The following is a 25,407-nucleotide window of genomic DNA, read 5'->3' on the forward strand; positions in this document are numbered from 1 at the left end:
GACCTCCTTTCACCCTTCATGATCTCGGTCGTGCATGGACCCGAAGTGACTCGATGCGCGCCCGCCGTAAGGGTGTTGGCCCTGTTGACACTGAGCTGGACCCTGGTGGGCTGCCCGGCCGGCAGCGCGTCGGCCGACGCCTGCGCGTACGCCTCCACGGGACCGGACGGCACGGTGGCGGTCGCCTGGGCCGGCGGCGACCACTGGCCCACTCCCCCGCCCTGCCCCAAGCCGACACCGCCGCCGTGCCCGCCCACGCCGGCCCCCAGGCCGAAGCCCGCGCCGCGGCTCTCGTCGGCCCCGGTGAGCTATCCGGCGTACCACCCGCACCCCGTGGCGCACACCGCGCCCGATCACACCACGCCGGTCACCTACGTCCTGCTCATCACCGTCCCCGCGATCGTCGCCGTCGCGGCCCTGCGCCCGCGCTGACCCGCCGGGCCGCTCACCCTCTGGAGGTATCCGTTGTCGGATTGGCTTGTTCTCGTCCTCGCGATGCTGGGGGCCTGCGCCGTGGTGGTGGTCGTCACCCTTGTACGGAGCAAGCGGGCTCCCGAGGACGAGGACCCCAACGAAACCCCGGACGTCATCGAGTACATGACCATGTGGATCGGCGTCGTGTACGCCATCGTCCTGGGCCTCGCCATCGCGGGCGTGTGGGAGGCCCGCAGCTCCGCCGAGAACTTCGTGCAGAACGAGGCCCAGGCGCTGCACGAGATCTCGGAGCGGGTCCGGGTCTATCCGCCGACCGTCCGTGACGGCATCCGGAACGACGTCAACGCCTACGTCAGCTACGTCGTCGACCACGAGTGGAAGACGATGGCCCACGACGAGCGCGTCACCGACCGCGGTACGGCGCTGCTGCAGAAGGTCCGCCAGGACGTCACCGACTACCAGCCGAAGAACGACTTCGAGGCGCAGGCCTACCAGCCGCTGCTGGACCAGATGACCGCCGCCGACCAGGCCCGCAACGCCCGCGCCGACTCCACCGGGGCCACGATGCCGTCGGTGGTGTGGTGGGGACTGCTCATCGGGGGGCTGGTCACCGTCGGCATGGTGTTCGCGCTCCAGATCCGGCGCACCAGGCGTGAACTGGTCCTGGCCGGGCTGTTCTCCGCGACCATCGCCTTCATGCTGTTCCTCATCTGGGACTTCGACGCCCCCTTCAGCCGGGGCATCGCGGTGACCGCCGAGCCGTTCCAGAACCTGTTCCCGACGATCATCAAATAATCCCCCGGACGGCGCACACCCGTGCCCCATTCGCGCTACTCCGATCGCGCGGGTGTGCAGATGTTCCTAGCGTTCCGGTCATCGAGGTGCATTTCTGACCCAAGCGGAAGAGGTCCGCACCTGCCCCTCGGGGACCGGAGGAAACACATGCGCGCGATACGCGTCGCTTCGTCCGCGTTGCTGGGCGTCGGCGTCCTCGCCCTCACCGTACCCGTGCTCACACCCGCCGTCGCCGGTGACGACGGCCACGACGTCACGCCGCTCGGGTTCCGCCTCGCCCCGTCCAGCATCACGGCCGGCGGCAAGGTGAACCTGCGCCTCGACCGGGACGGCGGCTGCCGGGGCACCGCCACGGTGTCCTCCGGCGTCTTCGACACGGTACGGATCCCGCCGGAGCGGTCCTCGGCGACCGCCGTGGTCGACCGGGACGCCAAGCCCGAGGCCGCGTACTCGGTGACGTACCGCTGTGACGGGGTGAGCGGCTCCACCGATCTCACGATCGCCGACGGGCACGGCGACGGCCGGAGCGACAGCGGGAACGACGGCCGGAGCAACAGTCGCAACGACAGCGGAAACGACAGCCGGAGCAACAGCGGGAACGACAGCCGCAGCGACAGTGGGAACAACGGCCGGAGCAACAGCGGGAACGACAGCGGGAACGACGGCCGGAGCAACAGCCGCAGCGACAGTGGGAACGACGGCCGCAGCGACAGCCGCAGCGACAGTGGGAACGACAGCCGCAGCGACGACCAGTACCCCGATCAATCCCGCGACTCGTCCCGCGGCGAGTCCCGCGACCAGTCGCCGGACGAGCCGTTCCAGTCGGCTCAGCACGGGGTGCGGGCCGGTGCGGGCGGCAGCATCGCCGGGTTCGACCTCAAGGAGATCGGCCTCGGCGCGGCGCTGATCGCCGGCTCGCTCGGCACCGCCTACCACTTCGCGCGCCGCCGGGCCGACGAGGACGGCGGCTGACTGCTCTGCACCGGCGGGCCTTCGCCCCGGCTCCCGCGAGGGACCGGGGCGAACGTCCGTCCGCCGGGCGCCGGGACGTCAGATCCGCTTCTCGTTCCGGCGGCGCAGCCAGTACACACCGCCCGCGATCACCGCCGAGCCCACGAGCGCGCCGCCGATGGCCATGTCGGCCGGCGTGGCACCCGTGGACCTGCTGCCACCGGCACCGCCGTGGACACCGCCGATCACGGTGAACGCGGCCGATCGGGTCAGGGTCCTGCCGTCACAGCGGACCCTGATGTCGTACCGGCCGGGACGGGCGTCGTGGTCGATGAGGGTGGAACCCCGGGAGGTGTCGTCGCGGAACGGGTTGAGCCGGGTGGTGGGGAAGACCCCGGAGCCCATGGCGCCGTCGCGGCAGCCGTCCACGGCGACGGTGAGCCGGGCACCTCTCGCGACCACGCCGGGCAGGGCGACGATGCGCCGCGGATCGCCGTCGTCCCGCCCGCCGTCACCACGGCCGCCCTCGTCCCGACCACCGTCATCCCGACCACCGCCACTGCGGCCACCGTCACGACGGCCGCCGTCATCCCGACCACCGTCACGACGGCCGCCCCCGTCGTCGCCACGGCCCCCTCCGTCTTCGCACGCGCAGGAGTCGTCGCCCCGGCCGAAGTCGTATCCCCGGCCCGGGTCGCGGCCGCTGTCCCCACGGCCGCTGTCCCCACGGCTCCTGTCGCCGAAGCGGCGGTCCCCGTCGTTGAAGTGACCGTGGATGCGGATTTTGATGTTTCCGCTGATGCCGCCGTTGGCCGGGGTGAAATGTGAGTCGTTCTCGGTCGGGCCGCCGCCGTTGCCCATGCCGTCCGCGGCGGCCACAGGGACGGCGAGCCCGAGCACGGCGACCGCGGCCCACGCAGCCGCGTGGGCACCTTGGTTTCGCATGTGAACCTCCGCGGGAGGCGCCCGGGTCCGGTCCCGGTCGATCGGCGAGAAAACACCTCCCGGGAGAGACCCTCGAACCCCGGGAACACGCCCGCATGTCGAGAATGGTCCGTCCTGGTGAGGCAACACGCCGGACCAAAAGCACACAATCGGATATTGCTGCAGGTCACGGACCGTCAGAAAAATCCAGGAAACGGCAACTCAGATGGCGCACTTCACCCGTGGCGGGCCACCCGTTCGCCGGTTGCCCCGTCGCCCACGGCTCGCGCGGGACTTAGCGTTTTCCCATGCGCGACGCACGCGGCGGCGGCCGCGTCGAGAAGGGATGGCGAATGTCTGGGTCCGGACTGTTCGAGCTTGCCGAAGAGGAGGAGCGGCGGAAGAAGCGTGCCCCGTGGGGCGTGATAGCGCTTGTTCTGCTGACCGGCCTGGCGCTCATCCGGAATGGTTCCGGAGAGTTCGACGTCGGCCCGCCGCAGCCCGCTTCGGCGGTGGCACCGGACGGCCGTACCACCGTGGGCACCCTCGGCTCGGCGCCGGCGCCGCTCGCGTTCTCCGCCGCCGACCGGGTACGGATCCCCGCGATCCAGGTGGACGCGCCGGTGATGCCCGTCGGCCTGGACACGGACGGCTGGGTCAGTGCGCCGCCGCCCGGGAACGCCAACCTCGCGGGCTGGTTCACCGGCGCGGTCTCGCCCGGCGAGAACGGCACCGCCGTCGTCGTCGGACATGTCGACAACCAGCAGGGTCCCGCCGTGTTCTACGGGCTCGGAGCCCTGAAGAAGGGAAACCGGGTCGATATCCTGCGCAAGGACGGAAAGACCGCGGTGTTCGAGATCTACGGCATCGAGGTCTTCTCGAAGGCCAACTTCCCCGGTGACCGGGTCTACTCCTCCAAAGGAACGCCGGAACTGCGCGTCATCACCTGTGGTGGCGGTTTCTCGAAACAGAACGGCTACGACGGAAACGTCGTGGTCTTCGCCCGCCTGGTCGCGGTGAACTGAATCCACCGCGGCCGGGCGAGCACCCCCGAAAGAATGGTCACAGGCGTCTGCGCGGCACGGTCAGGTGATATCCGGAGTCGATGAGGTGCGGCAGCCATTCCCGGATCGCGTGGACGGTTTGCGAACGGTCGCCCCCGGCGTCGTGCGAGAGCACCACGACACCGGGGGCGGCGCCGCTCTCCACCCGGTCGATGATGGTGGAGGTGCCCGGTGTCATCCAGTCGGTGGTGTCCACCGTCCAGGCCATCGGCTCCATGCCCATCTCGGCGCCCAGTTGGAACGCGGCCCGGTTCCAGGCTCCGTACGGGGCCCGGAACCACTGGGGACGCTCGCCGTAGGAGGCCTCGATGGCGTCGCTGGTGCTCGTCATCTCGTGGCGGATCTCGCTACGGTTGAGGGTCGTCAGCAGCGGATGCGTCCAGGTGTGGTTGCCGACGACATGCCCCTCGTCGGCCATCCGGGCCACCAGTTTCTTGTTCTCGACGACGCACTCGCCGCACAGGAAGAACATCGCCCGCACGTCGTACTTGGCGAGGGTGTCCAGGATGTGCGGGGTGTATTCCGGGTTGGGGCCGTCGTCGAAGGTCAGCATCATGTGCCGGCCGCGCCCGGAGATCCGGAGGATGGGCTCGGTGCGGACCTTCAGCTTGCGCGGCTCGGCGCGCGGGGGGCCGTCACCGATGAGCGGTTGGAGCCGGAAGGCGGACGACTTGAGCGCCTGCCGGACCTGCGGGCCGGGAGCGGGGGTGGCGGTGGCCGGGGCGGTCTCCTCGCCGCCCCCTGACAGGACGACTCCGGCAGTGCCCGCGGCCCCCAGAGCGGCGGCGCCGGCGAGGAGCATCCGGCGCCGTGTGAGGAACTGATCCTTCTGCATGACTCATCAGTCGCCCCGCCGGACTCCGGCACGACCCAACGGCACCGGTGCGGCGGCGGGAATACACCCGGACGGCCGAGTGCGGGGCCGTGGCGATGGGCCGTACGGGCTTCTGACGGGCAGTCAGTCCACGGCAACTGCCATGGGGGATACGGAGGGCGAGCCGCGTTGGTCAGGCACGGGTGAACGAACGGGGGCGCCAACGGGGCGTCGGGGCGGGTGTCACGCGGCGCACGGGCGGTGGTGCTGCTGGACGTCGCCCAGGTCCTGCCCTTGCGTGCCGCGCGGCCGGCCCGGAGCCGGGGGTCAGCGGCGGCGCACTAGCGGGAACGGCAGGGTCTCCCGGATCGTCAGTCCGGTGAGGAACATGACGAGCCGGTCGACGCCGAGGCCGAGGCCGCCGGTCGGGGGCATCGCGTATTCGAGGGCCTCCAGGAAGTCCTCGTCCAGCTCCATGGCCTCCGGATCGCCGCCCGCGGCCCGCAGCGACTGCTCGGTGAGCCGTCGGCGCTGTTCGACGGGGTCGGTCAACTCCGAGTAGGCGGTGCCGAGTTCGGTGCCGAAGGCGACGAGGTCCCAGCGTTCGGCGAGCCGCGGGTCGGTGCGGTGCTGCCGGGTCAGCGGGGAGACGTCGGTGGGGAAGTCCTTGTAGAACGTGGGCAGTCGGGTGCGTTCTTCGACCAGCCGCTCGTACATCTCCAGGACCACGTCGGCGGGCGTGTCGTCCGCGGTGTACGGCACGCCGGTGCGGTCGCACAGCCGGTGCAGCCGCAGCAGTTCGGTGCCGGGTCCGATCTCCTCCCCCAGCGCCTCGGAGATCGCCCCGTACACGGTCTTGACCGGCCACGGCCCCGAGATGTCGTACTCCTGCCCGTCCCCCCGGGCCACCGGGGAGCCGAAGGCGGCGCTCGCCGCGCCCTGGATCAGCTCGCGGGTGAGGTCGAGCATCACGGTGTAGTCGGCGTGCGCCTGGTAGGCCTCCAGCATGGTGAACTCGGGGTTGTGCTTGTGGGAGACGCCCTCGTTGCGGAAGGTGCGGCCCAGTTCGAAGACCTTCTCCAGGCCGCCGACGCACAGCCGTTTCAGATACAGCTCGGGGGCGATGCGCAGATACAGGTCGAGGTCGTAGGCGTTGATGTGAGTGGTGAAGGGGCGGGCGTTGGCACCGCCGTGGATCTGCTGGAGCATCGGGGTCTCGACCTCGACGTAGCCACGGTCCAGCAGGCCCTGGCGCAGGGCCTGCACGGCCGCGGAGCGGGTCCGGATCACGGTGCGGGCGGCGGGGCTGGTCGCGAGGTCGAGATAGCGGCGGCGGACCTTGGCCTCGGGGTCGGTGAGGCCGCGGTGTTTGTCGGGCAGCGGGCGCAGACACTTGCCGGTGAGCCGCCAGTCGGTGACGAAGACGGTGGGCTCGCCCCGGTCGCTGCGGCCGGCACGGCCGGTGACGGTGACGTGGTCGCCGATGTCGGTGTCGGCGGTGAAGCGGTCGAGGTCGCTGCCCGCCGCGCCGCGGGTGAGGGCGATCTGGTGGTCGCCGGACCAGTCGCGCAGCACGGCGAAGACGATGCCGCCGAAGTCGCGGACCAGCATCATCCGGCCGGCCACGGTGACGTCCGCGCCGGGCGGGACGTCGGCGAGGGCGTGGGTGGGGGCGGGCACGCCGACCGGGTATGGGTCCGTGCCGGCGGCGCGCAGCCGGTCGAGGGTGCGGCGGCGGACGCGGACCTGGTCGGGCAGGCCCGCGTCCGGCGCCGCGGCCCCGGCCTGGGCCCCTCCGTCGAGGCCGAGCAGCGCCAGGGGCGGCAGCCCCTGGGTGGTGGCGGGCCGCTGCCCGGGTCTCGGGTGCCCCTTGCCCCAGAGCTTGCGCAGCGACGGTACGGAGACGAACCCCTCGGCGATGCCGGAGGCGAGTCCGATACGGGCGAGGGAGGCGGTCTCGCCGTAGCAGATGAAGCGCGGGTACCACTCGGGGTGGTACTTGGCGTTGGAGCGGTACAGCGCCTCCAGTTGCCACCAGCGGGAGAAGAACAGCAGCAGGCGGCGCCAGAGCCGCAGGACGGGGCCGGCGCCGATGCGGGCGCCCTCCTCGAAGACGGACCGGAAGACGGCGAAGTTCAGCGAGATCCGGCGTACGCCCAGCTTGGGGGCGACGGCGCACAGTTCGGCGATCATGAACTCCATGACCCCGTTGGGGGCGGCGCGGTCGCGGCGCATCAGGTCCAGGGAGACGCCGTCGCGGCCCCAGGGCACGAGGGAGAGCAGGGCGAGGAGCCGGCCGTCCTCGCCGAGGGCCTCCACGAGCAGGCAGTCGCCGTCGGCGGGGTCGCCGAGCCGGTCCAGGGCCATGGAGAAGCCGCGTTCGGTCTCGGTGTCGCGCCAGGCGTCCGCCTTGTCGATGATCTCCTCCATCTCCCGTTCGCTCAGGCCGGAGTGGCGGCGGATGCGGCAGGTGGCGCCGGTGCGGGCGACACGGTGCACGGCCTGCCGGGTGACGCGCATGTCGCGGCCGTTCAGGTCGAAGGAGGCCACGTGCAGGATCGCCTCGTCGCCGAGCTGGAGGGCGCCGAGGCCGGCGCGGGCGTACGCGCGGGCGCCGTCCTCGGAGGCGCCCATCACGGCGGGCGCCCAGGCGTAGCGGCGGGCCAGGTCCAGCCAGACGGCGATGGCGTGCGGCCAGGCCTCCAGATCGCCGACGGGGTCGCCGCTGGCCAGGCACACCCCGGTCTCGACGCGGTAGGTGACGGCGGCCTTGCCGCTGGACGAGAAGACGACGGCCTTGTCCCGGCGGGTGGCGAAGTAGCCGAGGGAGTCCCGCGCGCCGTAGACCGCGAGGAGGGCGCGGATGCGGGCCTCCTCGTCGTCGTGCAGGGCGGCCTCCAGGCGCTGGGAGCGGAACAGCGTGGCGGCGGCGTTGAGCAGGGCGAGGGCGCCCAGCAGGCCGAGCACGAAGGTGACCCTGCGCGGCGGGCGGCCGGTGAAGTGGCCGTCGGAGACGAGTCCGCCGCACACCCGGTCGGCCGCCCAGGCCAGATGCTGGTCCGCCGGGAGCGTGCCCGGGAACAGCAGGACCAGGCCCCAGCCCAGCAGGATGGCCACGACGAGCCCGGCCAGCAGCACGCCGAGGGCCCGGCGGACGGCGGCTCGGCGGGAGGCGGCGTAGAACTCCCGGCGGGCCACGACGAGCAGGAGCAGCAGCAGGCCGCACAGCACGAGGGAGGGCAGCGACTGGGCGTACAGGCCGAGGGCCACGCCGAGCGCGTCGGTGAGGACGAGCAGGCCGAGGTAGACGACGACCAGCCACCAGGCGACCTTCTTGCGGGCGGCGATGGCGCCGGCCAGCAGGAACAGGAAGACGGCGTAGGCGAGGTTGGCGCTGATGGGGACCAGGAGCGCGTCGAGGGTGTGGGCGACCGGGCGGAGCAGACGGCGCAGTGGTTCGAAGAGCGCGAGCAGGGCGCACAGCAGGCCGAGCGCGGCGAAGAGGGCCGCGAAGGCCTCGGGCACCCAGCCGAGGCGCCCGCCGGCGGGTGGGCGTATCGGGGACGTGGGGTCCCTGCGTGCGGCGGGCTCCGCGCTGGCGGTCATGGTTCCGACTGTAGGAAGGGGCCGGGCGGCTCGCCCGTCGAGAGCCGGGTGCGGGGGTGCCGGACGGCTCGTCGTCCCGGTCGGCCACGGCCCCGTGTCCCGTCGGGAACCGTCGGTTCCGATAGCCTCACGGCCGTGACGGAACAGCACGAGCAGCACTCTCACTCGCAGGCGCACCGGTTCGAGCGGGGCACGGACGGGCCGAAGGTCATCGTGGTCGGGGTGGACGGCTCCGACTCCTCGCTGCGCGCGGCCGCGTACGCGGGCGGGCTGGCCCGGCGCCAGCACGCGCTGCTGGCCGTGGTGTACGTGCAGCCGGTGCTCGCGGCCGGGGCGGCGCTCGGGGCGCCGGTGGCGGAGACGACCGACGAGATCGCCGAGGATCTGATCACGCAGATCCGGGAGGCGGCCGAGCGGGTCAAGGGGATATTCGAGGTGCGCTGGGAGTTCCACACCTTCCGCGGGGACCCCTACAGCGGGCTGGTGAAAGCGGCCGACGAGCTGACGGCGGACGCGGTGGTCGTGGGTGCCTCGGAGCAGGCCGGGCACCGGATCATCGGCTCGGTGGCGGTGCGGCTGGTGAAGGCGGGACGCTGGCCGGTGACCGTCGTTCCGTAGGACGCCACAGCAGCAGCGGGGTGGCGAGGAGCAGGATCCCGGCCGCGGCGATCGCCGTGCGCGGGCTGGTGAGGGCGGCCAGCAGGCCCCACAGGGCGGTCACGGCGGCGGTCGTGGCCTTGCCGGTGACCGACCAGGCGGCGAGGGTACGGGCCACCCGGTCGGCCGGGGTCAGTTCGAGGCGCTCGGCGGCCAGGACGGGGCTGAACACGCCCGTGCAGGTGATCAGGCCGGCCTCGGTCACCATCACCACCAGCAGGCCGGGCAGGCCGGGGCGGACGAAGGCGAGCCCGATCGGCCATGCCGCGCGCAACGCGCCGGTGGTGAGCAGGACCCGGCGGCGGCCGTACCGGGTGGCGAGCGGGCGGGCCAGCCGGGAGCCGAGCAGTCCGCCGAGGCAGGGCACGGCGAAGGCGAGGCCGTACTGCCAGGGCGCGAAGCCCAGGTGGCCGAGCATGAGCACCGCGAGCACCGGCGCGACCGCCATGATCAGGGCGTTGTTGGCGAGCGAGTTGAAGAACAGCGGGCGCAGGGCGGGGCTGGTGAGCAGGTGCCGCCAGCCGTCGAGGAGGTCGCCGGGGCGGGGCGGTGCGGTGCGCTCGGGCCGGGGCTCGCCCGTGCCGATGGCGCGGATGCCGAGGGCGGACAGCAGGTAGCTGACGGCATCCGCGGCCACCGTGGTCAGCGGCCCGAGCAGGCCGATCGCGGCGCCGCCGAGCGGCGGGCCGAGCACGGTGGCGGTCCAGGTGGTGGACTCGAACCGGCTGGTGGCGGTGAGCAGGTCCGCGGGCGGTACGAGGGCCTTGAGGTGAGCGCCGGAGGCGGCGGTGAAGGTGATGTCGGCCGACGCGACGATCATGGAGACCACCAGCAGCTGCGGGAAGCCGAGCGCTCCGAGCGCGTAGGCGGCGGGGAGGGTGAGCAGCGCGGCTCCGCGCACGAGGTCGGCCGTGATCATCACCGGGCGCTTGCGGTGGAACTCCACCCAGGGTCCGAGGGGCACGGCGGCCACCGCGCCGACGGCCAGGCCGGCGGAGGCGAGCAGGGACACCTCGACGGAGCCGGCGTGCAGCACGCTGACGGCGATCACCGCGAAGGCGTCGAAGGCGAGCCAGGTGCCGAACGTACTGACCGCGTAAGCTCCCCAGAGCCATCCGAACCGCCGCCCCAGCTTCATGCACAACCTCCCGTTGACCCGGGACATGAAAACCGGCGAGCCGGGCTCGGCGCAAACAACCGGAGACCCGGCGCCCACAACCACTGGTTGTACGGGCGCACGGGTCGGTCCCGGGCTGTGCGTGGCGTCTTCCGTACGGGTCCCGGCTGAGCCATCATGATCCGCCGTCAGCCGTTTGCCGTCGGCGAAGAGGTGAGGCTCATGGACAGGCTCCGTGCGGGTGAGGGGATTCTCCGCCGCAAACCCATCGAGCACATCGAGGAGACGGAGGTCGGCGAGGGCGCCCGGCTGGACCGGTCGCTGGGGCTGTGGCAGCTCACCGCGATCGGCGTGGGCGGCATCATCGGCGCCGGCATCTTCACGCTCGCCGGTACGGTGGCCAACGGCACGGCCGGTCCCGCGGTGCTGGTGTCGTTCCTGATCGCCGGTGTGGCGAGCGCCTGTGCGGCGCTGTCGTACGCCGAGTTCGCCGGGCTGATCCCGAAGGCGGGGTCGGCGTACACCTACGGCTACGCGGTGCTCGGTGAGTTCGCGGGCTGGTTCATCGGCTGGGACCTGCTGCTGGAGTACACGGCGATCGTGGCGGTGGTGGCGATCGGCATCTCGGGCTATTTCAGCTTCCTGGTCGAGGAGATGGGCGCGAACCTGCCGCACTGGATGCTGGGCGCGCCCGGCACCGGGGACGGGCACCGGGTCGACCTGTTCGCGGCCGTCCTGTGCCTGCTGGTCGCCTGGCTGCTGAACCTGGGCATGCGCAGCGCGGCCCGCTTCGAGACGATCGTGGTGGCGCTGAAGGTACTGGTGGTACTGGTGGTGATCGGGGTGGGCGTGTTCCACATCGACACCACGAACTACCACCCGTTCTTCCCGTACGGGGTCGGCGGCGCCTTCACCGGAGCGGCCACCGTGTTCTTCGCCGTGTTCGGATACGACGCGATGTCGACGGCGGCCGAGGAGTCGAAGGACGCACAGCGGCACATGCCGAAGGCGATCATCTACTCGCTGGCGATCTCCATGGTGCTGTACGTGGCGGCCTGTCTGGTCCTGACGGGCATGCAGAACTACAAGGACATCGACAAGGAGAGCGGCTTCTCCACGGCGTTCAAGTCGGTGGGCCTGAACGGGCTGGCCGACGTGATCGCGGTGGGCGCCATCATCGGCATCCTGACCGTGATGTTCACGTTCATGCTGGGCGTGACCCGGGTGTGGTTCTCCATGTCCCGCGACGGACTGCTGCCCAAGTGGTTCGCCAAGACCCACCCGACCCGCCATGTGCCGACCCGGGTGACCTGGATCGTGGGGGCGGGCTCGGCGGCCATCGCCGGGTTCGTGCCGATCGGCTCGGCGGCCGAACTGACCAACATCGGCATCCTGCTGGCGTTCGTGGTGGTGTGCACGGCCGTGATCGTGCTGCGCTACCGGCAGCCGGACCTGCCGCGCACCTTCCGCACCCCGGCGATGCCGGTGGTGCCGGCGCTCGGGGTCGTGTTCTCGATCTGGCTGATCACGTTCCTGCAGTGGGAGACCTGGGTCCGGTTCGCGGTGTGGTTCGTGATCGGGTGCGTGATCTACTTCGGCTATTCCTACCGGCGCTCGGCGCTGGCCGGACGGCCGCCCGCCGAGTGATCATCGGGTGATCACTCCCCCATGACCAGGCCGTCCTCGGCGGCGCCCCGGCTGAGCACCACGTCCCGGATGCGGTCGCGCACCCCCTCCAGGCGGGCGCCGTCGGCGATGGCCCGGTCGAGGTCGACCACCCGGCCGGCGTCGAGGTCGTACAGCTGCGGGATGAACTCGGCCTTGGTGACCTGCCAGCGGCCTCCGGGCCGGGCGGGCGGGGCGAAGGTGAAGCGGCCGAGGGTGGACTCGTTGCCGCGCGGGTCCCGGGCGCCCCGGTTGTTGTACATCTCGCCGGCGATCTGGTCGCCCATGCCGTAGATCACCCAGGTGCCGTTGACCTTCTCGTATGCCTGCGGGACATGGGCGTGGGTGCCGAGGATCAGGTCGATGTCCGGGCGGCCGTTCGTGCCGGCGGCGGTGAGCCGTCGGGCGAGGGTGAGCTGCTGCTCGTTCGGTGCGTCCTGCCAGTCGGTACCCCAGTGCACGGACACCACGACCACGTCGGCGCCGGCCCGCCGGGCGGTGCGGGCGTCGGCGACGATCCGCTGTTCGTCGATGCCGTTGACGGCCCAGGGCTCGCCGGCGGGCAGCGGGATGCCGCCGGTGCCGAAGGTGTACGACAGGTGCGCGACCCTGGCCGGGCCGGCCTTCAGGATCGTGACCGAGCGGGCCTCGGCCCTGCTGCGGGCGGTGCCTGCGTGCTTCAGGCCGGCCTCGTCCATGGCGCCGAGGGTGCGCCGGATGCCGGCGGCGCCGTCGTCCAGGGCGTGGTTGGAGGCGGTGGAGCAGCTGTCGTAGCCGGTCGCGGTGAGGCCCTGGGCGATCTGCGGCGGGGTCCTGAAGGCGGGGTAGCCGGAGAAGTGGCCGGCGACGCCGTAGACGGTTTCCATGTGACACAGCGCCAGATCGGCGTGGGAGACGACGGGTTCGACGTCGGCGAGCATGGGCCGGAAGTCGTAGCCGCTGCCGCCGGCGTCGTAGGCCGCCCGGTCGATGACGGAGGTGTGCGGCAGGACGTCACCGGAGGCGACCAGGCTGAAGCCGCGGGCGGCAGCGCCGCCGGGGCCCGGGCGCCCGTCGTCCTGCCGTGCGTGGTTCTGGCACGCGGCCGCGGCCGCGAGGACGGCGGTGACGGCCAGGGCCACCTGTTGTCTGCGTCCGATCATCAGCTCACCCCAGGAATGTCGTATTTTCCGACAAGATCGTGACGGGCATATGGGTACGAATCTGACCCGGTGAATAAACGGATCATGTGCCCTCATTGCTCCGATCGGCCCCTCGCGGACCGCTCGGCCGACCGTTCGCCGACGCGATCGACCGTCCGTCGCACGGCCACGCCCGCCCCCTGTCCCCCGGCCGCGCGCTGCGCTGGCATACGCCCATGACGGCCGCTACCTCACCCACCCGCGGGACGACGACCGCCGAGCACGAACTCGCCGCGCTCCAGCGCGAGCACGGCGGCCCCCTCTTCGCCCTGCTGCTCAGGCTCTGCGACGGGGACCGGCAGCGCGCCGAGGACCTCGCCCAGGAGACCCTGGTGCGCGCCTGGCAGCACCCCGAGGCACTGCACGCCGACGCGTTCGACTCGGTACGGCCCTGGCTGCTGACCGTCGCCCGGCGGCTCGCGATCGACGCCCGGCGGGCCCGGCGGGCGCGCCCCGCGGAGGTCGGCGACGAGGTTCCCGAGAACGCGCGGGTGACCGCCGACCACGCCGAGCGGGCCGCCGAGATGCTCGATGTGCGCGAGGCTGTGAAGACACTCACGCCCGAGCACCGTGACGTTCTCGTACTCGTGTACTTTCTCGGGGCCAGTGTGGCGGAAGCGGCGCAGACCCTGGGCGTGCCACCCGGTACCGTGAAGTCCCGCGCGTTCTACGCGCTGCGCGCGCTGCGCCGGGTCCTGCCGGGTTACGCGGCCGACCTGCACTGAAACCGGAGGCTGGGTCAAACCTCGGTAAAGCGCCTTGCTGTGGCCCCCGTTCGGGCAATGGGCTGTCCTCATCCGCGTTCCGGGCGGGAGCCGGGTCCGGCTGTTCGGGCCACGCGCACGTACCGGAGGAAGGGCAGGAAGGGATGCTGCACAGAGGGCACGAGAGCACGGACGGCACCGACGGTGGTGAACTGTCCGTCCCCATGGCCTGGTTGTACGCCGAGTACATCGCCGACGAGCTGCTGCGCACCGGCGATCTCATGCCGCCGACGTCCTTCGAGTTCCGGGCCGGCCGGGACGCGCTGGCGCTCACCGTCTTCCTGTCCGACACCGACGGGGAGCTGTCCGGGATCCGGGTCATCTCCCAGCTGGAGAACTGGCTGTCGCTGACGGCGTACGACCAGCCGTGGCAGGACTGGGTGCGCGAACGCATGGCCGAGCTGTCCGACCGGGCCGCCGAGGCCGGCACCCGCCCGCCCGACCTGGCTCTCGCCGAGAACGCCTGGCGCTGGCTGGAGGAGACCGAGCTGCTCGCGCCGGACCTGGACGCGGTGCCGGGCGGCGCCGCGGCGGGCGGCGAGGACGACGGGCCGAAGGTGTGGACACCGGCCTGGCGGCTCGGACTGCCGCTCGGACATCTGGCGATCCATCTTTTCTGAGTTCTCCCGGCATCGGACCAATCCGCGGGCCGCTCGGCTCCGAATCTCCTGTCCGGGATTCCGTGGGTGGCTTGAGTGATTCGGCTGTCGGCTGCGTACGGATGGGTGCACGGAGTGACCCCACCCCCACCCAACGGCACGAGGATTCGGCATGAGGTCCCAGGAAAGGCATCGCGACGTCGGCGCGTACGCGCTCGGCGTGCTGGACGAGGCGGAGGCCTTCCGCTTCGAGGACCACCTCATGGAGTGCCCTCGGTGCGCTGCGCAGGTGACCGAATTCGGCTCTGCCGCACGGCAGTTGATGCTGTACCGCCGGGCCACGCCGCGCTTCGTGCACCCCATGGCGCAGCCCGGTCCCCGGCTGCTGGAGCGGCTGCTCGGCGAGGTGGCGCGCCGGCAGCGGGTACGCCGTCGCCGCGTCCTGTACGGCCTGGCCGCCTCCGTGGTGCTGGCCGTGGCCGGCCCGGGACTCGTCGCCTTCACCGGCCATGACGCACCGGCCGCGCACACCACCGCGGCGACCGATCCGAGGACCGGGGTGTGGGCCGAGGTCGCCGCCGCCGACGGGGACAGCGGCAGCCGGCTGCTGCTGCGGGTCAAGGACCGCACCGGCCCGCACACCTGCCGGCTCGTGGTCGTGGGCCGGGACGGCTCCGAGCAGACCGCGGGCACCTGGACCGAGGCCGGCCGCGACACCGGCACCTTCACCGCGCTCGGGTCCTCCCCGCTGCACCCGGACGAGATCGCCCGCTACGACGTGCGCACCGAGGACGGCCGGTCGCTGGTGAGCCTCGAGCCGTCGTAGGACGTCACTTCAGCAGTCGGGACAGCCTGCGGTCCGCCAGCGGCTTGCCGCCCGTCTGGCACGTGGGGCAGTACTGGAGCGAGGAGTCGCTGAAGGAGACCTCACGGATGGTGTCGCCGCACACCGGGCAGGGCTCGCCGGTGCGGCCGTGGACGCGCAGCCCGCTCTTCTTCTCCGCCTTCAGCCGCCCGGCGGCGATGCCGTGGGAGCGTGCGACCGCCTCGGTGAGCGTGCCGCGCAGGGCCGCGTAGAGGTACCGGGTCTCCTCCGGGGTGAGGGCGGAGGCGAGCTTGAACGGGGACATCTTCGCGGCGTGCAGGATCTCGTCGCTGTAGGCGTTGCCGACGCCCGCGATCAGCGACTGGTCGCGCAGGGCCCCCTTGAGCTGTCGCCGCTCGCCCTTGAGCAGGGCGGCGAAGCGGTCCTCGTCGAAGTCGGCGGAGAGCGGGTCCGGGCCGAGTCGGGCCACCCCGGGCACCTCGTGCGGATCGCGGACGAGGTACACGGCCAGCTTCTTCTGGGTACCGGCCTCGGTGAGGTCGAAGCCCGCACCGGTCTCCAGGGCCACGCGCAGGGCGAGGGGGCCCTTCCCGGGGCGCGGAGGGCCGTCCGGGAGCCGGTCCCTCCAGTGCAGCCAGCCCGCGCGGGCCAGATGGGTGACGAAGTGCAGACCGGTGCCGCCCTCGATGTCCAGGAACTTGCCGTACCGGTGCACGGCGGTGACCTCGCTGCCCTCGAACGCGCCGACCGGGGGGTCGTACGTCTTGAGCACGCTGATCGCGACGGGCAGCACCCGTACGACTTCGTGGCCGACCAGGTTCTCGGTGAGGAAGTCCTTGAGCGCTTCGACCTCGGGCAGTTCCGGCATACGCCCAGAGTGCCATCCGGGGTCTTCGGGGTCAGGTGTGCTCGGGCACCAGGAACTCGCACCACACCGCCTTGCCGCCGCCGCGCGCCTCCACGCCCCAGACATCGGCGAGCAGGTCGACCAGGAGCAGGCCCCGGCCCGAGACGCCGTCCTCCCCCGCCTCGCGGCGGCGCGGCAGGGCGCTGGAGGAGTCCTCGACCTCGATGCGGAGCCTGCGGTCGCTGTCGTCCAGCGCCCGCAGGGTCACGATCGCGGAGCCCTCGGTGTGCAGCAGGGCGTTGGTGATCAGCTCGTCGGCGACCAGCTCGATGTCGTCGGCCCGCTCACGGGCGCCCCAGGCGCGGACCGCGGCGCGGATCATGTGCCGGGCCTGGACGAGGGCCTCCGGGTCGCTGGGGGCCACGTGCTGCTGCAGCCGGCCGCCGGCCCGGGGGGCCTCCGGTGCGCGGCGGCGCAGCAGGAGCAGGGCCACGTCGTCGTCGCCGCCGCGCTCCTCCGCCAGTTGGATGAGCCGGTCGGCGAGTGCCCGCACGTCGTCCGGGCCGGCGGCGATGAACCCCTCCAGGCCGCGCATGCCGTCGTCGAGGTCGGCGCCGGGCTGTTCGACGAGGCCGTCGGTGCACAGCAGCAGGGTGTCGCCGGGGTCGAGTTCGAGCGTGGAGACGGGGTACTCCAGGCGGCCGAACTCCGCGGAGAGCCCCAGCGGCAGCCCGCCCTCGACCGGGATCCGGCAGCAGGTGCCGTCGGCGTACCGGATCAGCGGATCGATGTGCCCGGCGCGGACGGCCTGCACGACTCCGGTGGCGAGGTCGGCCTCGGCGTACAGACAGGTGGCGAAGCGGTCGGTGTCGAGTTCGTGCAGGAAGACGGAGGCGCGGACCATCACGGTGGCCGGGGTGTGTCCCTCGGCGGCGTAGGCGCGCAGCACGATCCGCAGCTGGCCCATCACGGCCGCCGCGTGCGTGTCGTGGCCCTGGACGTCGCCGATGACCGCGCCGACCCGGCCGCCGGGCAGCGGGATGAGGTCGTACCAGTCGCCGCCGATGTCCCGGCCCGCCGCGCCCCCGGCGGTGGCGGCGCGGTAGCGCACGGCTATGTCGGCGCCCCGGACGCTGGGGATGGTGCGCGGCAGCATGGCCTGCTGGAGTCCCTGGGCGAGGTCCTTGTCCCGCTCGTAGAGCATGGCGCGCTGCAGGCTCTGGGCGATGCTGCTGCCGAGCGCGACCAGGACGGCACGCTCCTCGGTGGAGAAGCCGCGCCGGTCGTCGTAGAGCAGTCCCATCGCGCCGATCGGGCGGGCCTGGGCGATCAGCGGGAGATAGGCGGCCGAGGTGATGTGCAGGTCGGTGAGGTGCGGCCAGAGGATCGGGTAACCGTCGGCGAACTCCTCGGGGGACTCGATGAACCGCGGCAGGAGCGTGCGCACGACCTCGCTCATCGGGTACGGCTCGTCGATGCGGTTCACCTGGCTGGCCGGCACGAAGCTGCCGACGGGGGCCTCGGCGACGAGCCGGATCCGTCCCGCCTCCACCAGCCCCATCACCAGGCTGGCCGCGCCGAGGCGGCGGATGCCGTGGGTGTCCTTGAGGACCTCGATGACGTCCCGGACGGTGCGGGCGTGGGAGAGGGCGGCGGAGACGATCTGGACGATGTTCGTCTGCTGGCGGAACGCCTGGTCCTGGGCGGCGCGCAGGCTGCGCGCGGTGGTGTCGGCGAGTTCCTCGGTGGCGTCGCGGACGATACCGAGGACCCGGCGCGGGCGGCCGGTGCCGTCGCGGCGGATGTAGCCCTGGGTGTGGGTCCAGCGCGGGGTGCCGTCGCGGCGGCGGATGCGGAAGTAGGCGCCGTAGGTCTCGCTGCCGTCCTTGATGGCGCGGGCCACCGCCGCGTCCAGCCGTGCGGCCTCCGGGGGCGGCACCCGGACGGCGAGGGACTCGGGGCGCCCGTCGTACTCCTCGGGCAGCAGGTCGAACACCTCGTAGGCCTGGGCGTCCAGATGGAACAGGCCCGTGTCCAGGTCCCAGTCGAAACTGCCCATGCGGTTGAGCGCCAGGATCGGGTCCGGGTGGGCGGGCCAGTCCTCCGGGAGTGACAGGGCACTCGCGCCCCGATCAGCCATGGGGCCACCATGCCAGGGTTTGCCGGATTCTTCGACCCGATCGGAAGCGGGGTTCGGCGCTCTGACCAGGCGGCGGCGGGAAGGGCGGCGGTCAGTCGCCGGGCGGGCCCGTGTCGTACGGAGCGTCCAGGGTGAGGTCGAGGGGCGGGGGGCTCTGCGGGAGGGCCGTCCCGGGGGACCGGGTGCCCGGGGCGACGGGAGCGGTGGCGGGGCCCGTGGGCGGGGGCGTTCTGCGGCGGCCCGGCCCGGCGGTGGCGGAGGGCGTCACGGTGCTCGGGTACGGGCTGGGCAGCAGGGAGTACGGCGGCGCGGTGCCCATGGGGGCGGTGGGCGCCTGGTCGGGCTGGGGCAGGGCGGTGGCCCAGGCGGGTGCGGGGACGACATGGTCGTGGCTGACGTCGTGGCCGGTCGGGCGTTCGACCCAGGTGCGTGCCTCGACGTCGACGAGCGTGAGGCGGGTGATGGCGCGGGGTGCCGGTGTCACCGCGATGACCTGGCTCGGCGTGTAGCCGGACCAGGCGGTGCCGCGGGCGCCGAGGCCGCCACCGCCCTGCACCGGCAGCCCGAGCGGGTTGCCACAGGCGCAGCGCAACCGGGGCACGCCCCGGTTGTCCACGAGGACGGCGGTGCCCGCCTGGAGCACGGCCTGGTAGTCGACCGCCTGCCGGTCGCGGTAGCCGTGGCCGGTCACCCGGGTGTCGGCGCGCAGCACGACCGGGGTCAGGGCGCGCAGATAGCCGGGCAGACCGGTCGCGGAGACGCCGACCACCTGGGCGAAGGCCCCACCGCGGTCCCGGTCCGCCGTCAGGTACCGGATCTGCCGCTCGACGTCACAGCCGGCGACGTGCGCGGTGCCGCTGTAGAGGCCGGGAGTCCCGCCGGACACGGCGCGCAGCGCCCGCAGGGGTTCGATGGCCGGGGCGGCGGGCAGGACCGGCAGCAAGGGCCGGATGCCGGTCTCGGCGGTGGCACCGACCCCGGCGGTCGTGACGGCCGTGCGGACACCGGAACCGGGGGGCCGCGGCGCGGCGGGACCGGTGGTGCCGGCTGCGGGGGGCGCCGTCGGATCGGCACTGCCCGTGCGGTCGCGGGCGCGGGGCGCGGTGGCCGTGGAGTCGGTGAAGGGCTCGGGTCCCTGGGACGCGGCGGGCTGGAGGTAGACCTCCACGCCCATCCGGGCCTCCTTGACGCCGGGTCGGACACAGCCGGCCACGAGGAGCGCGACCGACAGCGCACAGGCCGTGACGATGGATCCGGTGGGTATCCGCACCGTACACTCCGCATCACTGTGGGCGACTTCCCCCTATTGTCAGCATTACCTACGTTTGGCTGGCAACTCGGGAGCCGGTCATGATGGAGACGGCGGCCCCGGCGGTGTGGCCGCGACGAAGGGCGCGCAGCCGTGAACTGGTTCACCGCTCCCGACTACTGGCTGAGCCGGCTGGTCCTCCAGCGGGCTCTGGCCGCCGTGTATCTGGTCGCGTTCCTGACGGCGGCCCGGCAGTTCCGTGCCCTGCTGGGCGCGCGCGGCATGCTGCCGATCCCCCGCTTCGTGGCGCGGGCGCCGTTCCGACGGGCCCCCAGCCTGTTCCAGCTGCACTACTCGGACCGCTTCTTCGCGTGCTGCGCCTGGTCGGGCTGCGCGGTGTCGGCGGCCCTGCTCGCCGGGGCGGACTCGCTGCTGCCGCTGTGGGCGGGGATCCTGCTGTGGCTGGTGCCGTGGGCGCTGTACCTGTCGATCGTCAACGTGGGCCAGACCTGGTACGCGTTCGGCTGGGAGTCGCTGCTGCTGGAGACGGGCTTCCTGGCCGCGTTCCTCGGCAACGACGAGGTGGCGCCGCCCGTCGTGGTGCTGTTCCTGCTGCGCTGGATCCTGTTCCGGGTGGAGTTCGGCGCCGGGCTGATCAAGCTGCGCGGCGACGCCTGCTGGCGGAAGCTGACCTGCCTGTACTACCACCACGAGACACAGCCCATGCCGGGCCCGCTGAGCTGGTTCTTCCACCATCTGCCCAAGCCGCTGCACCGGGCCGAGGTCGCCGCGAACCACCTCACCCAACTGGTCGTGCCGGTCCTGCTGTTCACCCCGCAGCCGATCGCCTCGGCCGCCGCCGCGCTGATGATCGTCACCCAGCTGTGGCTGGTGCTGTCCGGCAACTTCTCCTGGCTGAACTGGATCACCGTCGTGCTGGCGCTGTCCGCGCTGCGCCTACCGGTGACGGCGCCCGCCAGGCCTCCGGCCCCGCTCTGGTACGAGAGCGTGGTGCTCGCGCTCGCCGCGCTGCTGATCTTCCTGAGCTACCACCCGGTGACGAACATGATCTCCCGGCGCCAGGTCATGAACCGCTCCTTCGACCCGCTGCACCTGGTGAACACCTACGGCGCGTTCGGCAGCGTCAGCCGGATCCGCTACGAGGTGGTGGTCGAGGGCACACTGGACGACGTGGCGCGCGAGGACGCGGACTGGCGGGCGTACGAGTTCCGGGGCAAGCCTGGTGACCTGCGGCACTGGCCGCGCCAGTTCGCGCCGTACCATCTGCGGCTGGACTGGCTGATGTGGTTCGCGGCGCTGTCCCCGGCCTATGCCGGCGACTGGTTCGGCGCACTGGTGGAGCGACTGCTGGAGAACGACCGCGACACCCTGCGCCTGCTGCGCCGTTCCCCCTTCCCGCCGGACACCCCGCCCCGCTATGTCCGGGCCCGCCTCTTCCGCTACCGCTACACCAGCTGGCGGGAGCTGCGGGAGACGGGCGCCTGCTGGGAACGGACGTACGTGCGCGAGTACCTGCCGCCCGTGCGGCTGGCCGAGGTGGTTCAGAGGTGGTAGACGCGTCGTGCGGTGCCCTCGTGGACGGCCGCACGCTCCGCCGCACCGAGCCCGTCGGTCAAGTCCCTTGATACCTCCAGCACTTGGGCGTACGTCGCGGCCTCCGTGCACACCGGCCAGTCCGAGCCGAACATCACGCGGTCCGGCCCGAAGGCCGCCAGGGCGGTCTCGGCGTACGGGCGCAGGTCGGCGACGGTCCAGGTGGCGGGGTCGGCCTCCGTGACCAGGCCGGAGAGCTTGCAGAAGGTGTTGGGCCGGGCGGCGAGGGCGCGCAGGTCGGTGGCCCAGGGTTCGAGGGCGCCGGACGCGATCGGCGGTTTGCCCAAGTGGTCCAGGACGAAGGTGAGTTGCGGGATGGACCGGGCCGCTTCGGCGCACGCCGGGAGCTGGTGGGGCCGCACGACGAGGTCGTAGACGAGGTCGGCGTCCGCGAGCGCGGTCAGGCCCCGGCGGACGTCCGGGCGCAGCAGCCACTGCGGGTCGGGCTCGCCCTGGACCTGGTGGCGGATGCCCTGCAGATGGGCGCCGCCGGGGAGCCTGCGCAGCCGGGCCAGCTCGTCGGCGATGTCCGGGCGTGTCAGGTCGGTCCAGCCGACGACCGCGGCGACCAGGTCGTGCGCGTCGGCCAGGGCCAGCAGCTCGGGGGTCTCCTCGGGCACGGTGACCGTCTGGACGAGGACGGTGCCGGTGACGTCGGCCGCCGTCGCCTCGGGTGCGAGGTCGGCGAGGGTGAAGTCGCGGCGGAGCGGGCTGCGTTCGGGGATCCAGCCCTGGTCCCTGACCGAGAGGTCCCAGACGTGGTGGTGGGCGTCGATGGTCACGGCAGCTCCCAGACGACCGGCAGCCCGGCGTCCGCGCCGGACGGGGAGTAGTCGTGCGCGACGTCGAGCAGCTCGGCCATCCGGGCCTGCCAGGTCACGTTCACCGGCAGCCGCTCCAGTGCGGCGAGCAGCCGCGCATAGTCCGCGCACTCCAGCAGGTGGAAGAGGTCGGTTCCGCTGCGCCAGATGGTCCAGGAGGTGGCACCGGCCGCGCGGATGGCGTCGGTGAGTTCCTTCGGGACCTCGCGGTGGGCGGCCTCGTACTCGGCGATCCGGTCGGCGCGCACCCGGGTGTGCAGGGCGACTCTCATGACGGCTCCTCCGGGGGCAGCAGGCCCCTGTCGCGCAGTTCCCGCCAGAGCGCTGCGGGCACCTCGGCCGCGAACTGGTCGGCGCAGTCGTGGACTTCGGCCGCCGAGCGGGGGCCGGCCAGGACGCAGGCGACGGCCGGGTGGGCGGCGCAGAAGGCCAGCGCGGCGGTGCGCAGCGTGGTGCCGTGCCGTTCGGCGACCGCCTTCATCCGCAGCGCCCGTTCCAGCAACTCCTTCGGAGCCCGGGTGTAGTTGTACGTCGACCCGGGGTTCGGGTCGGCCAGCAGGCCCGAGTTGAAGACGCCGCCGAGGACGACCGACACGCCGCGTTCGGCGGCGGCGGGCAGCAGATCGGTGGCGGCGCTCTGGTCCAGCAGGGTGTACCGGCCCGCGCACAGGACCACGTCCACGTCGGTGTCGCGGACGAACCGGGTGAGCATCCCGGTCTGGTTCATGCCCGCGCCGATCGCGCCCACCACGCCCTCGGCGCGCAGCTTCTCCAGCGCCGGATAGCCCTCGCGGAAGGCCTGCTCGGCGTGGTCGTCGGGGTCGTGCAGATAGACGAGGTCGACGCGGTCCAGGCCGAGGCGGGTGAGGCTCGCCTCCAGCGAGCGGCGGACGCCGTCGGCGCTGAAGTCCCACACCCGCCGGTGGCCGGCCGGTACGGCGAAGCCGTGGGCCAGGTCGTCGCCCGTGCCGTCGGCGGGTTCGAGGAGGCGGCCGGCCTTGGTGGAGAGGGTGTAACGGGCCCGGTCGTACTCCCGCAGGGCCGCGCCGAGCCGGCGTTCGGACAGGCCGAGGCCGTAGTGCGGGGCCGTGTCGAAGTACCGGATGCCGCGCTGCCAGGCGGCCCGTACGGCGTCGTGGGCCTGCTCGTCGTCCAGCGGGGTGTAGAGGTTGCCGAGTGCGGCGGCGCCGAAGCCGAGCGGGGTGACCTCGACGGCGCTCGGGCCGAGCCGCGTCACCGGGCCGCCGGGCGCAGCCTGAGGCCCTGCATGCCGCCGTCGACGGCGAGCGCGGTGCCGGTGGTGGCGCCGGACAGGGGACTCGCCAGGTAGGCGATGGCGCCCGCGACTTCGGCCGCCGACACCAGGCGGCCGGTGGGCTGGCGGGCCTCCAGGGCCGCGCGTTCGGCGGCCGGGTCGGGAGCCGCGTCCAGCAGCCGGCCGACCCACGGGGTGTCCGCCGTACCGGGGTTGACGCAGTTGACGCGGACGCCCTCGCGGACGTGGTCGGCTGCCATGGCGAGGGTCAGGGAGTACACGGCACCCTTGGTGGCGCTGTACAGCGCGCGTTGCGGCAGCCCGGCGGTGGCCGCGATGGAGCAGGTGTTGACGATCGCCGCGTGCGAGGAGCGGCGCAGCAGCGGGAGCGCGGCGCGGGCGGTGCGGACCATACCGAGGACGTTGACGTCGAAGACGCGTTGCCACTCGATGTCGTCGTTGTCCTCGACGGTGCCCCGGGCGCCGATGCCGGCGTTGTTGACGAGGACGTCGAGGCCGCCGAGGTCCTCGGCGGCGCGCTGGACCGCCGTACGGACCGAGGCGTCGTCGGTGACGTCGGCGCGGTACGCCAGGAGCGGCTTGCCGACGCCGGTGGTGTCCCGGTCGAGGACGGCGACCTGGGCGCCCCGGGCGGCGAGGAGGTCGGCGGTGGCCCGGCCGATGCCGGAGGCGCCGCCGGTGACCAGGGCCCTGAGGCCCGCGAAGTCGCTCATGCGGCCTGTCCCTTCTGGGTGTCGGGGCCGGCGGCCCAGTAGGTGCCGCCGGGGAAGGTGTACCGCGCGACGGACTCCGGGCGCAGGGCGGCCGAGAAGCCGGGCACGGTGGGTGCCGTGTAGTGGCCGTCGCGGATGACGACCGGGGTGACGAAGTGCTCGTGGAGGTGGTCGACGTACTCGACGACCCGGTCTTCGGTGGTGCCGCAGACCGCCAGGTAGTCGAACATGGAGAGGTGCTGGACGAGTTCGCACAGGCCGACCCCGCCGGCGTGCGGGCAGACGGGGACGCCGAACTTGGCGGCGAGGAGCAGGATGGCGAGGTTCTCGTTGACGCCGGCGACGCGGGCGGCGTCGATCTGGACGATGTCGAGGGCGCCCGCCTGGAGCAGCTGTTTGAACACGATGCGGTTGTGGACGTGTTCGCCGGTGGCGACCTTCACCGGGGCCACCGCGCGGCGGATCGTGGCGTGGCCGAGGACGTCGTCGGGGCTGGTGGGCTCCTCGATCCAGTACGGGTGGAACTCGGCGAGGGCCTTGGTCCAGCGGATCGCCTCGTCCACGTTCCAGCGCTGGTTGGCGTCGACGGCGAGGCGGACGTCGGGTCCGACGACCGCGCGGGCGACGCGGCAGCGCCGGATGTCGTCGTCGAGGTCGGCGCCGACCTTGAGCTTGATCTGCCGGAAGCCGTCGGCGACGGCCTGTGCGGCGAGCCGGCCGAGCTTGTCGTCGTCGTAGCCGAGCCAGCCCGGTGAGGTGGTGTAGGCGGGAAAGCCGCGCTCCAGCAGCCGGGCCCGGCGCCGGTCGGCCCCCTGCCTGCCCCGTCCGAGCAGGTCGAGGGCCTCTTCGGGGGTGAGGGCGTCGGTGATGTACCGGAAGTCGATCTGCGCCACCAGCCACTCGGGGTCGGCGTCGGCGAGCAGTTGCCACAGCGGCTTTCCGGCCCGCCGGGCGGCGAGGTCCCAGACGGCGTTGACGACGGCCCCGATCGCCATGTGCATCACCCCTTTCTCGGGGCCGAGCCAGCGCAGCTGGCTGTCGCCGATCAGGTCCCGGAACAGCGCGCCGGGGTCGGCGCACAGCTCGGCCACGTCACGGCCGAGCACATGGTCCCGCAGCGCGTCGATCGCGGCGACCTGGACGTCGTTGCCCCGCCCGATGGTGAAGACGAATCCGTGCCCCTCCGGTCCGTCGGCGGCGTCGGTGCGCAGCACGACGTAGGCCGCCGAGTAGTCGGGGTCGGGGTTCATCGCGTCGGAGCCGTCCAGCTCGCGCGAGGTGGGGAAGCGGATGTCGTGGGTGTCGACCGCGGTGATGCGGGCGGGGGCCTGGGACACTGAAGTCCTTTC

Annotated in this window: 23 protein-coding genes; 10 read left to right on the forward strand and 13 right to left on the reverse strand. The window is 72.7% G+C overall.

Annotated elements, in window-relative coordinates:
* Positions 1-84 precede the first annotated feature (84 nt).
* From ADK64_RS45935 to ADK64_RS48660, 3 genes are all read left to right on the forward strand, one after another.
* Positions 85-432, forward strand: coding sequence for a hypothetical protein (locus tag ADK64_RS45935; protein WP_159046270.1), 348 nt, complete (start codon positions 85-87; stop codon positions 430-432).
* A gap of 33 nt (positions 433-465) precedes the next feature.
* Positions 466-1,230, forward strand: a complete 765-nt coding sequence (locus ADK64_RS16550) for a DUF4239 domain-containing protein (RefSeq protein ID WP_078992685.1) — start codon at positions 466-468, stop codon at positions 1,228-1,230.
* Between the two features lie 147 nt (positions 1,231-1,377).
* Positions 1,378-2,202 carry a hypothetical protein gene (locus ADK64_RS48660; RefSeq protein WP_053659604.1) on the forward strand — a complete coding sequence of 275 codons (825 nt, stop codon included), beginning with the start codon at positions 1,378-1,380 and terminating at the stop codon, positions 2,200-2,202.
* A 78-nt stretch (positions 2,203-2,280) separates the two neighbouring features.
* On the opposite strand, the gene ADK64_RS46660 is transcribed toward ADK64_RS48660, so the two are convergent.
* Complete coding sequence (locus ADK64_RS46660; protein WP_199829634.1) at positions 2,281-3,126, reverse strand: hypothetical protein; 846 nt, start codon at positions 3,124-3,126, stop codon at positions 2,281-2,283.
* A 332-nt stretch (positions 3,127-3,458) separates the two neighbouring features.
* Between ADK64_RS46660 and ADK64_RS16565 the strand changes: the two genes are divergently transcribed.
* Entirely contained in the window at positions 3,459-4,130 is a 672-nt protein-coding gene (locus ADK64_RS16565; protein ID WP_053659664.1) for a class F sortase, read from the forward strand.
* Positions 4,131-4,167: 37 nt separating this feature from the next.
* Here ADK64_RS16565 and ADK64_RS16570 read toward each other — a convergent pair whose 3' ends face one another.
* Entirely contained in the window at positions 4,168-5,004 is an 837-nt protein-coding gene (locus tag ADK64_RS16570) for a polysaccharide deacetylase family protein (protein ID WP_053659605.1), read from the reverse strand.
* Positions 5,005-5,310: 306 nt separating this feature from the next.
* Complete coding sequence (gene lysX, locus ADK64_RS16575) at positions 5,311-8,589, reverse strand: bifunctional lysylphosphatidylglycerol synthetase/lysine--tRNA ligase LysX (protein WP_078992686.1); 3,279 nt, start codon at positions 8,587-8,589, stop codon at positions 5,311-5,313.
* 135 nt (positions 8,590-8,724) lie between these two features.
* On the opposite strand from lysX, the gene ADK64_RS16580 reads away from it, so the two are divergent.
* Complete coding sequence (locus tag ADK64_RS16580; protein ID WP_053659607.1) at positions 8,725-9,207, forward strand: universal stress protein; 483 nt, start codon at positions 8,725-8,727, stop codon at positions 9,205-9,207.
* Here the strand turns inward: ADK64_RS16580 and ADK64_RS16585 are convergent.
* The gene (locus ADK64_RS16585) at positions 9,143-10,384 is read right to left on the reverse strand and encodes an MFS transporter (protein ID WP_234384602.1); all 1,242 of its coding nucleotides are present in this window, start codon (positions 10,382-10,384) and stop codon (positions 9,143-9,145) included. The genes ADK64_RS16580 and ADK64_RS16585 overlap by 65 nt on opposite strands.
* Before the next feature lie 201 nt (positions 10,385-10,585).
* Between ADK64_RS16585 and ADK64_RS16590 the strand changes: the two genes are divergently transcribed.
* Positions 10,586-12,010: an amino acid permease gene (locus ADK64_RS16590; RefSeq protein ID WP_053659611.1), complete on the forward strand. Its 1,425-nt coding sequence runs from the start codon at positions 10,586-10,588 to the stop codon at positions 12,008-12,010.
* An 11-nt stretch (positions 12,011-12,021) separates the two neighbouring features.
* Here ADK64_RS16590 and ADK64_RS16595 read toward each other — a convergent pair whose 3' ends face one another.
* Positions 12,022-13,170 carry a CapA family protein gene (locus tag ADK64_RS16595; protein ID WP_053659612.1) on the reverse strand — a complete coding sequence of 383 codons (1,149 nt, stop codon included), beginning with the start codon at positions 13,168-13,170 and terminating at the stop codon, positions 12,022-12,024.
* A gap of 215 nt (positions 13,171-13,385) precedes the next feature.
* Between ADK64_RS16595 and ADK64_RS16600 the strand changes: the two genes are divergently transcribed.
* From ADK64_RS16600 to ADK64_RS16610, 3 genes are all read left to right on the forward strand, one after another.
* The gene (locus tag ADK64_RS16600; protein WP_053659614.1) at positions 13,386-13,934 is read left to right on the forward strand and encodes a sigma-70 family RNA polymerase sigma factor; all 549 of its coding nucleotides are present in this window, start codon (positions 13,386-13,388) and stop codon (positions 13,932-13,934) included.
* A 143-nt stretch (positions 13,935-14,077) separates the two neighbouring features.
* The gene (locus ADK64_RS16605) at positions 14,078-14,593 is read left to right on the forward strand and encodes a hypothetical protein (RefSeq protein ID WP_053659616.1); all 516 of its coding nucleotides are present in this window, start codon (positions 14,078-14,080) and stop codon (positions 14,591-14,593) included.
* A gap of 151 nt (positions 14,594-14,744) precedes the next feature.
* A complete protein-coding gene (locus tag ADK64_RS16610) occupies positions 14,745-15,398 on the forward strand; it encodes a zf-HC2 domain-containing protein (RefSeq protein ID WP_053659618.1) in 654 nt (217 codons plus the stop codon).
* A 4-nt stretch (positions 15,399-15,402) separates the two neighbouring features.
* Here the strand turns inward: ADK64_RS16610 and ADK64_RS16615 are convergent, their stop codons facing one another.
* The 3 genes from ADK64_RS16615 to ADK64_RS16625 all read right to left on the reverse strand — a co-directional run bounded on the left by ADK64_RS16615 (position 15,403) and on the right by ADK64_RS16625 (position 19,655).
* Positions 15,403-16,266, reverse strand: a complete 864-nt coding sequence (locus ADK64_RS16615) for an Fpg/Nei family DNA glycosylase (RefSeq protein WP_053659620.1) — start codon at positions 16,264-16,266, stop codon at positions 15,403-15,405.
* Between the two features lie 31 nt (positions 16,267-16,297).
* Complete coding sequence (locus ADK64_RS16620; RefSeq protein WP_053659622.1) at positions 16,298-18,385, reverse strand: SpoIIE family protein phosphatase; 2,088 nt, start codon at positions 18,383-18,385, stop codon at positions 16,298-16,300.
* 91 nt (positions 18,386-18,476) lie between these two features.
* Positions 18,477-19,655: a DUF6777 domain-containing protein gene (locus ADK64_RS16625; RefSeq protein WP_053659624.1), complete on the reverse strand. Its 1,179-nt coding sequence runs from the start codon at positions 19,653-19,655 to the stop codon at positions 18,477-18,479.
* Positions 19,656-19,787: 132 nt separating this feature from the next.
* Between ADK64_RS16625 and ADK64_RS16630 the strand changes: the two genes are divergently transcribed.
* The gene (locus ADK64_RS16630) at positions 19,788-21,209 is read left to right on the forward strand and encodes a lipase maturation factor family protein (protein ID WP_053659626.1); all 1,422 of its coding nucleotides are present in this window, start codon (positions 19,788-19,790) and stop codon (positions 21,207-21,209) included.
* Here ADK64_RS16630 and ADK64_RS16635 read toward each other — a convergent pair.
* Genes ADK64_RS16635 through ADK64_RS16655 form a run of 5 tightly spaced genes read right to left on the reverse strand, consistent with a single transcriptional unit; the run spans position 21,197 to position 25,395 of the window.
* Complete coding sequence (locus ADK64_RS16635; RefSeq protein WP_053659628.1) at positions 21,197-22,030, reverse strand: amidohydrolase family protein; 834 nt, start codon at positions 22,028-22,030, stop codon at positions 21,197-21,199. The genes ADK64_RS16630 and ADK64_RS16635 overlap by 13 nt on opposite strands.
* The gene (locus tag ADK64_RS16640; protein ID WP_053659630.1) at positions 22,027-22,341 is read right to left on the reverse strand and encodes an L-rhamnose mutarotase; all 315 of its coding nucleotides are present in this window, start codon (positions 22,339-22,341) and stop codon (positions 22,027-22,029) included. Before ADK64_RS16640 ends, ADK64_RS16635 begins: the two co-directional genes overlap by 4 nt.
* Positions 22,338-23,306 (reverse strand): aldo/keto reductase, encoded by a 969-nt coding sequence (locus ADK64_RS16645; RefSeq protein WP_053659632.1) that lies wholly within the window; start codon positions 23,304-23,306, stop codon positions 22,338-22,340. The genes ADK64_RS16640 and ADK64_RS16645 overlap by 4 nt, the downstream gene beginning before the upstream one ends.
* The gene (locus tag ADK64_RS16650) at positions 23,303-24,058 is read right to left on the reverse strand and encodes an SDR family NAD(P)-dependent oxidoreductase (protein WP_053659634.1); all 756 of its coding nucleotides are present in this window, start codon (positions 24,056-24,058) and stop codon (positions 23,303-23,305) included. Before ADK64_RS16650 ends, ADK64_RS16645 begins: the two co-directional genes overlap by 4 nt.
* On the reverse strand, positions 24,055-25,395 hold the full coding sequence (locus tag ADK64_RS16655; protein ID WP_053659636.1) for an L-fuconate dehydratase: 1,341 nt from the start codon (positions 25,393-25,395) through the stop codon (positions 24,055-24,057). Before ADK64_RS16655 ends, ADK64_RS16650 begins: the two co-directional genes overlap by 4 nt.
* Positions 25,396-25,407: the final 12 nt, after the last annotated feature.

This window comes from Streptomyces sp. MMG1121 (assembly GCF_001280015.1).
Classification (GTDB): Bacteria; Actinomycetota; Actinomycetes; order Streptomycetales; family Streptomycetaceae; genus Streptomyces.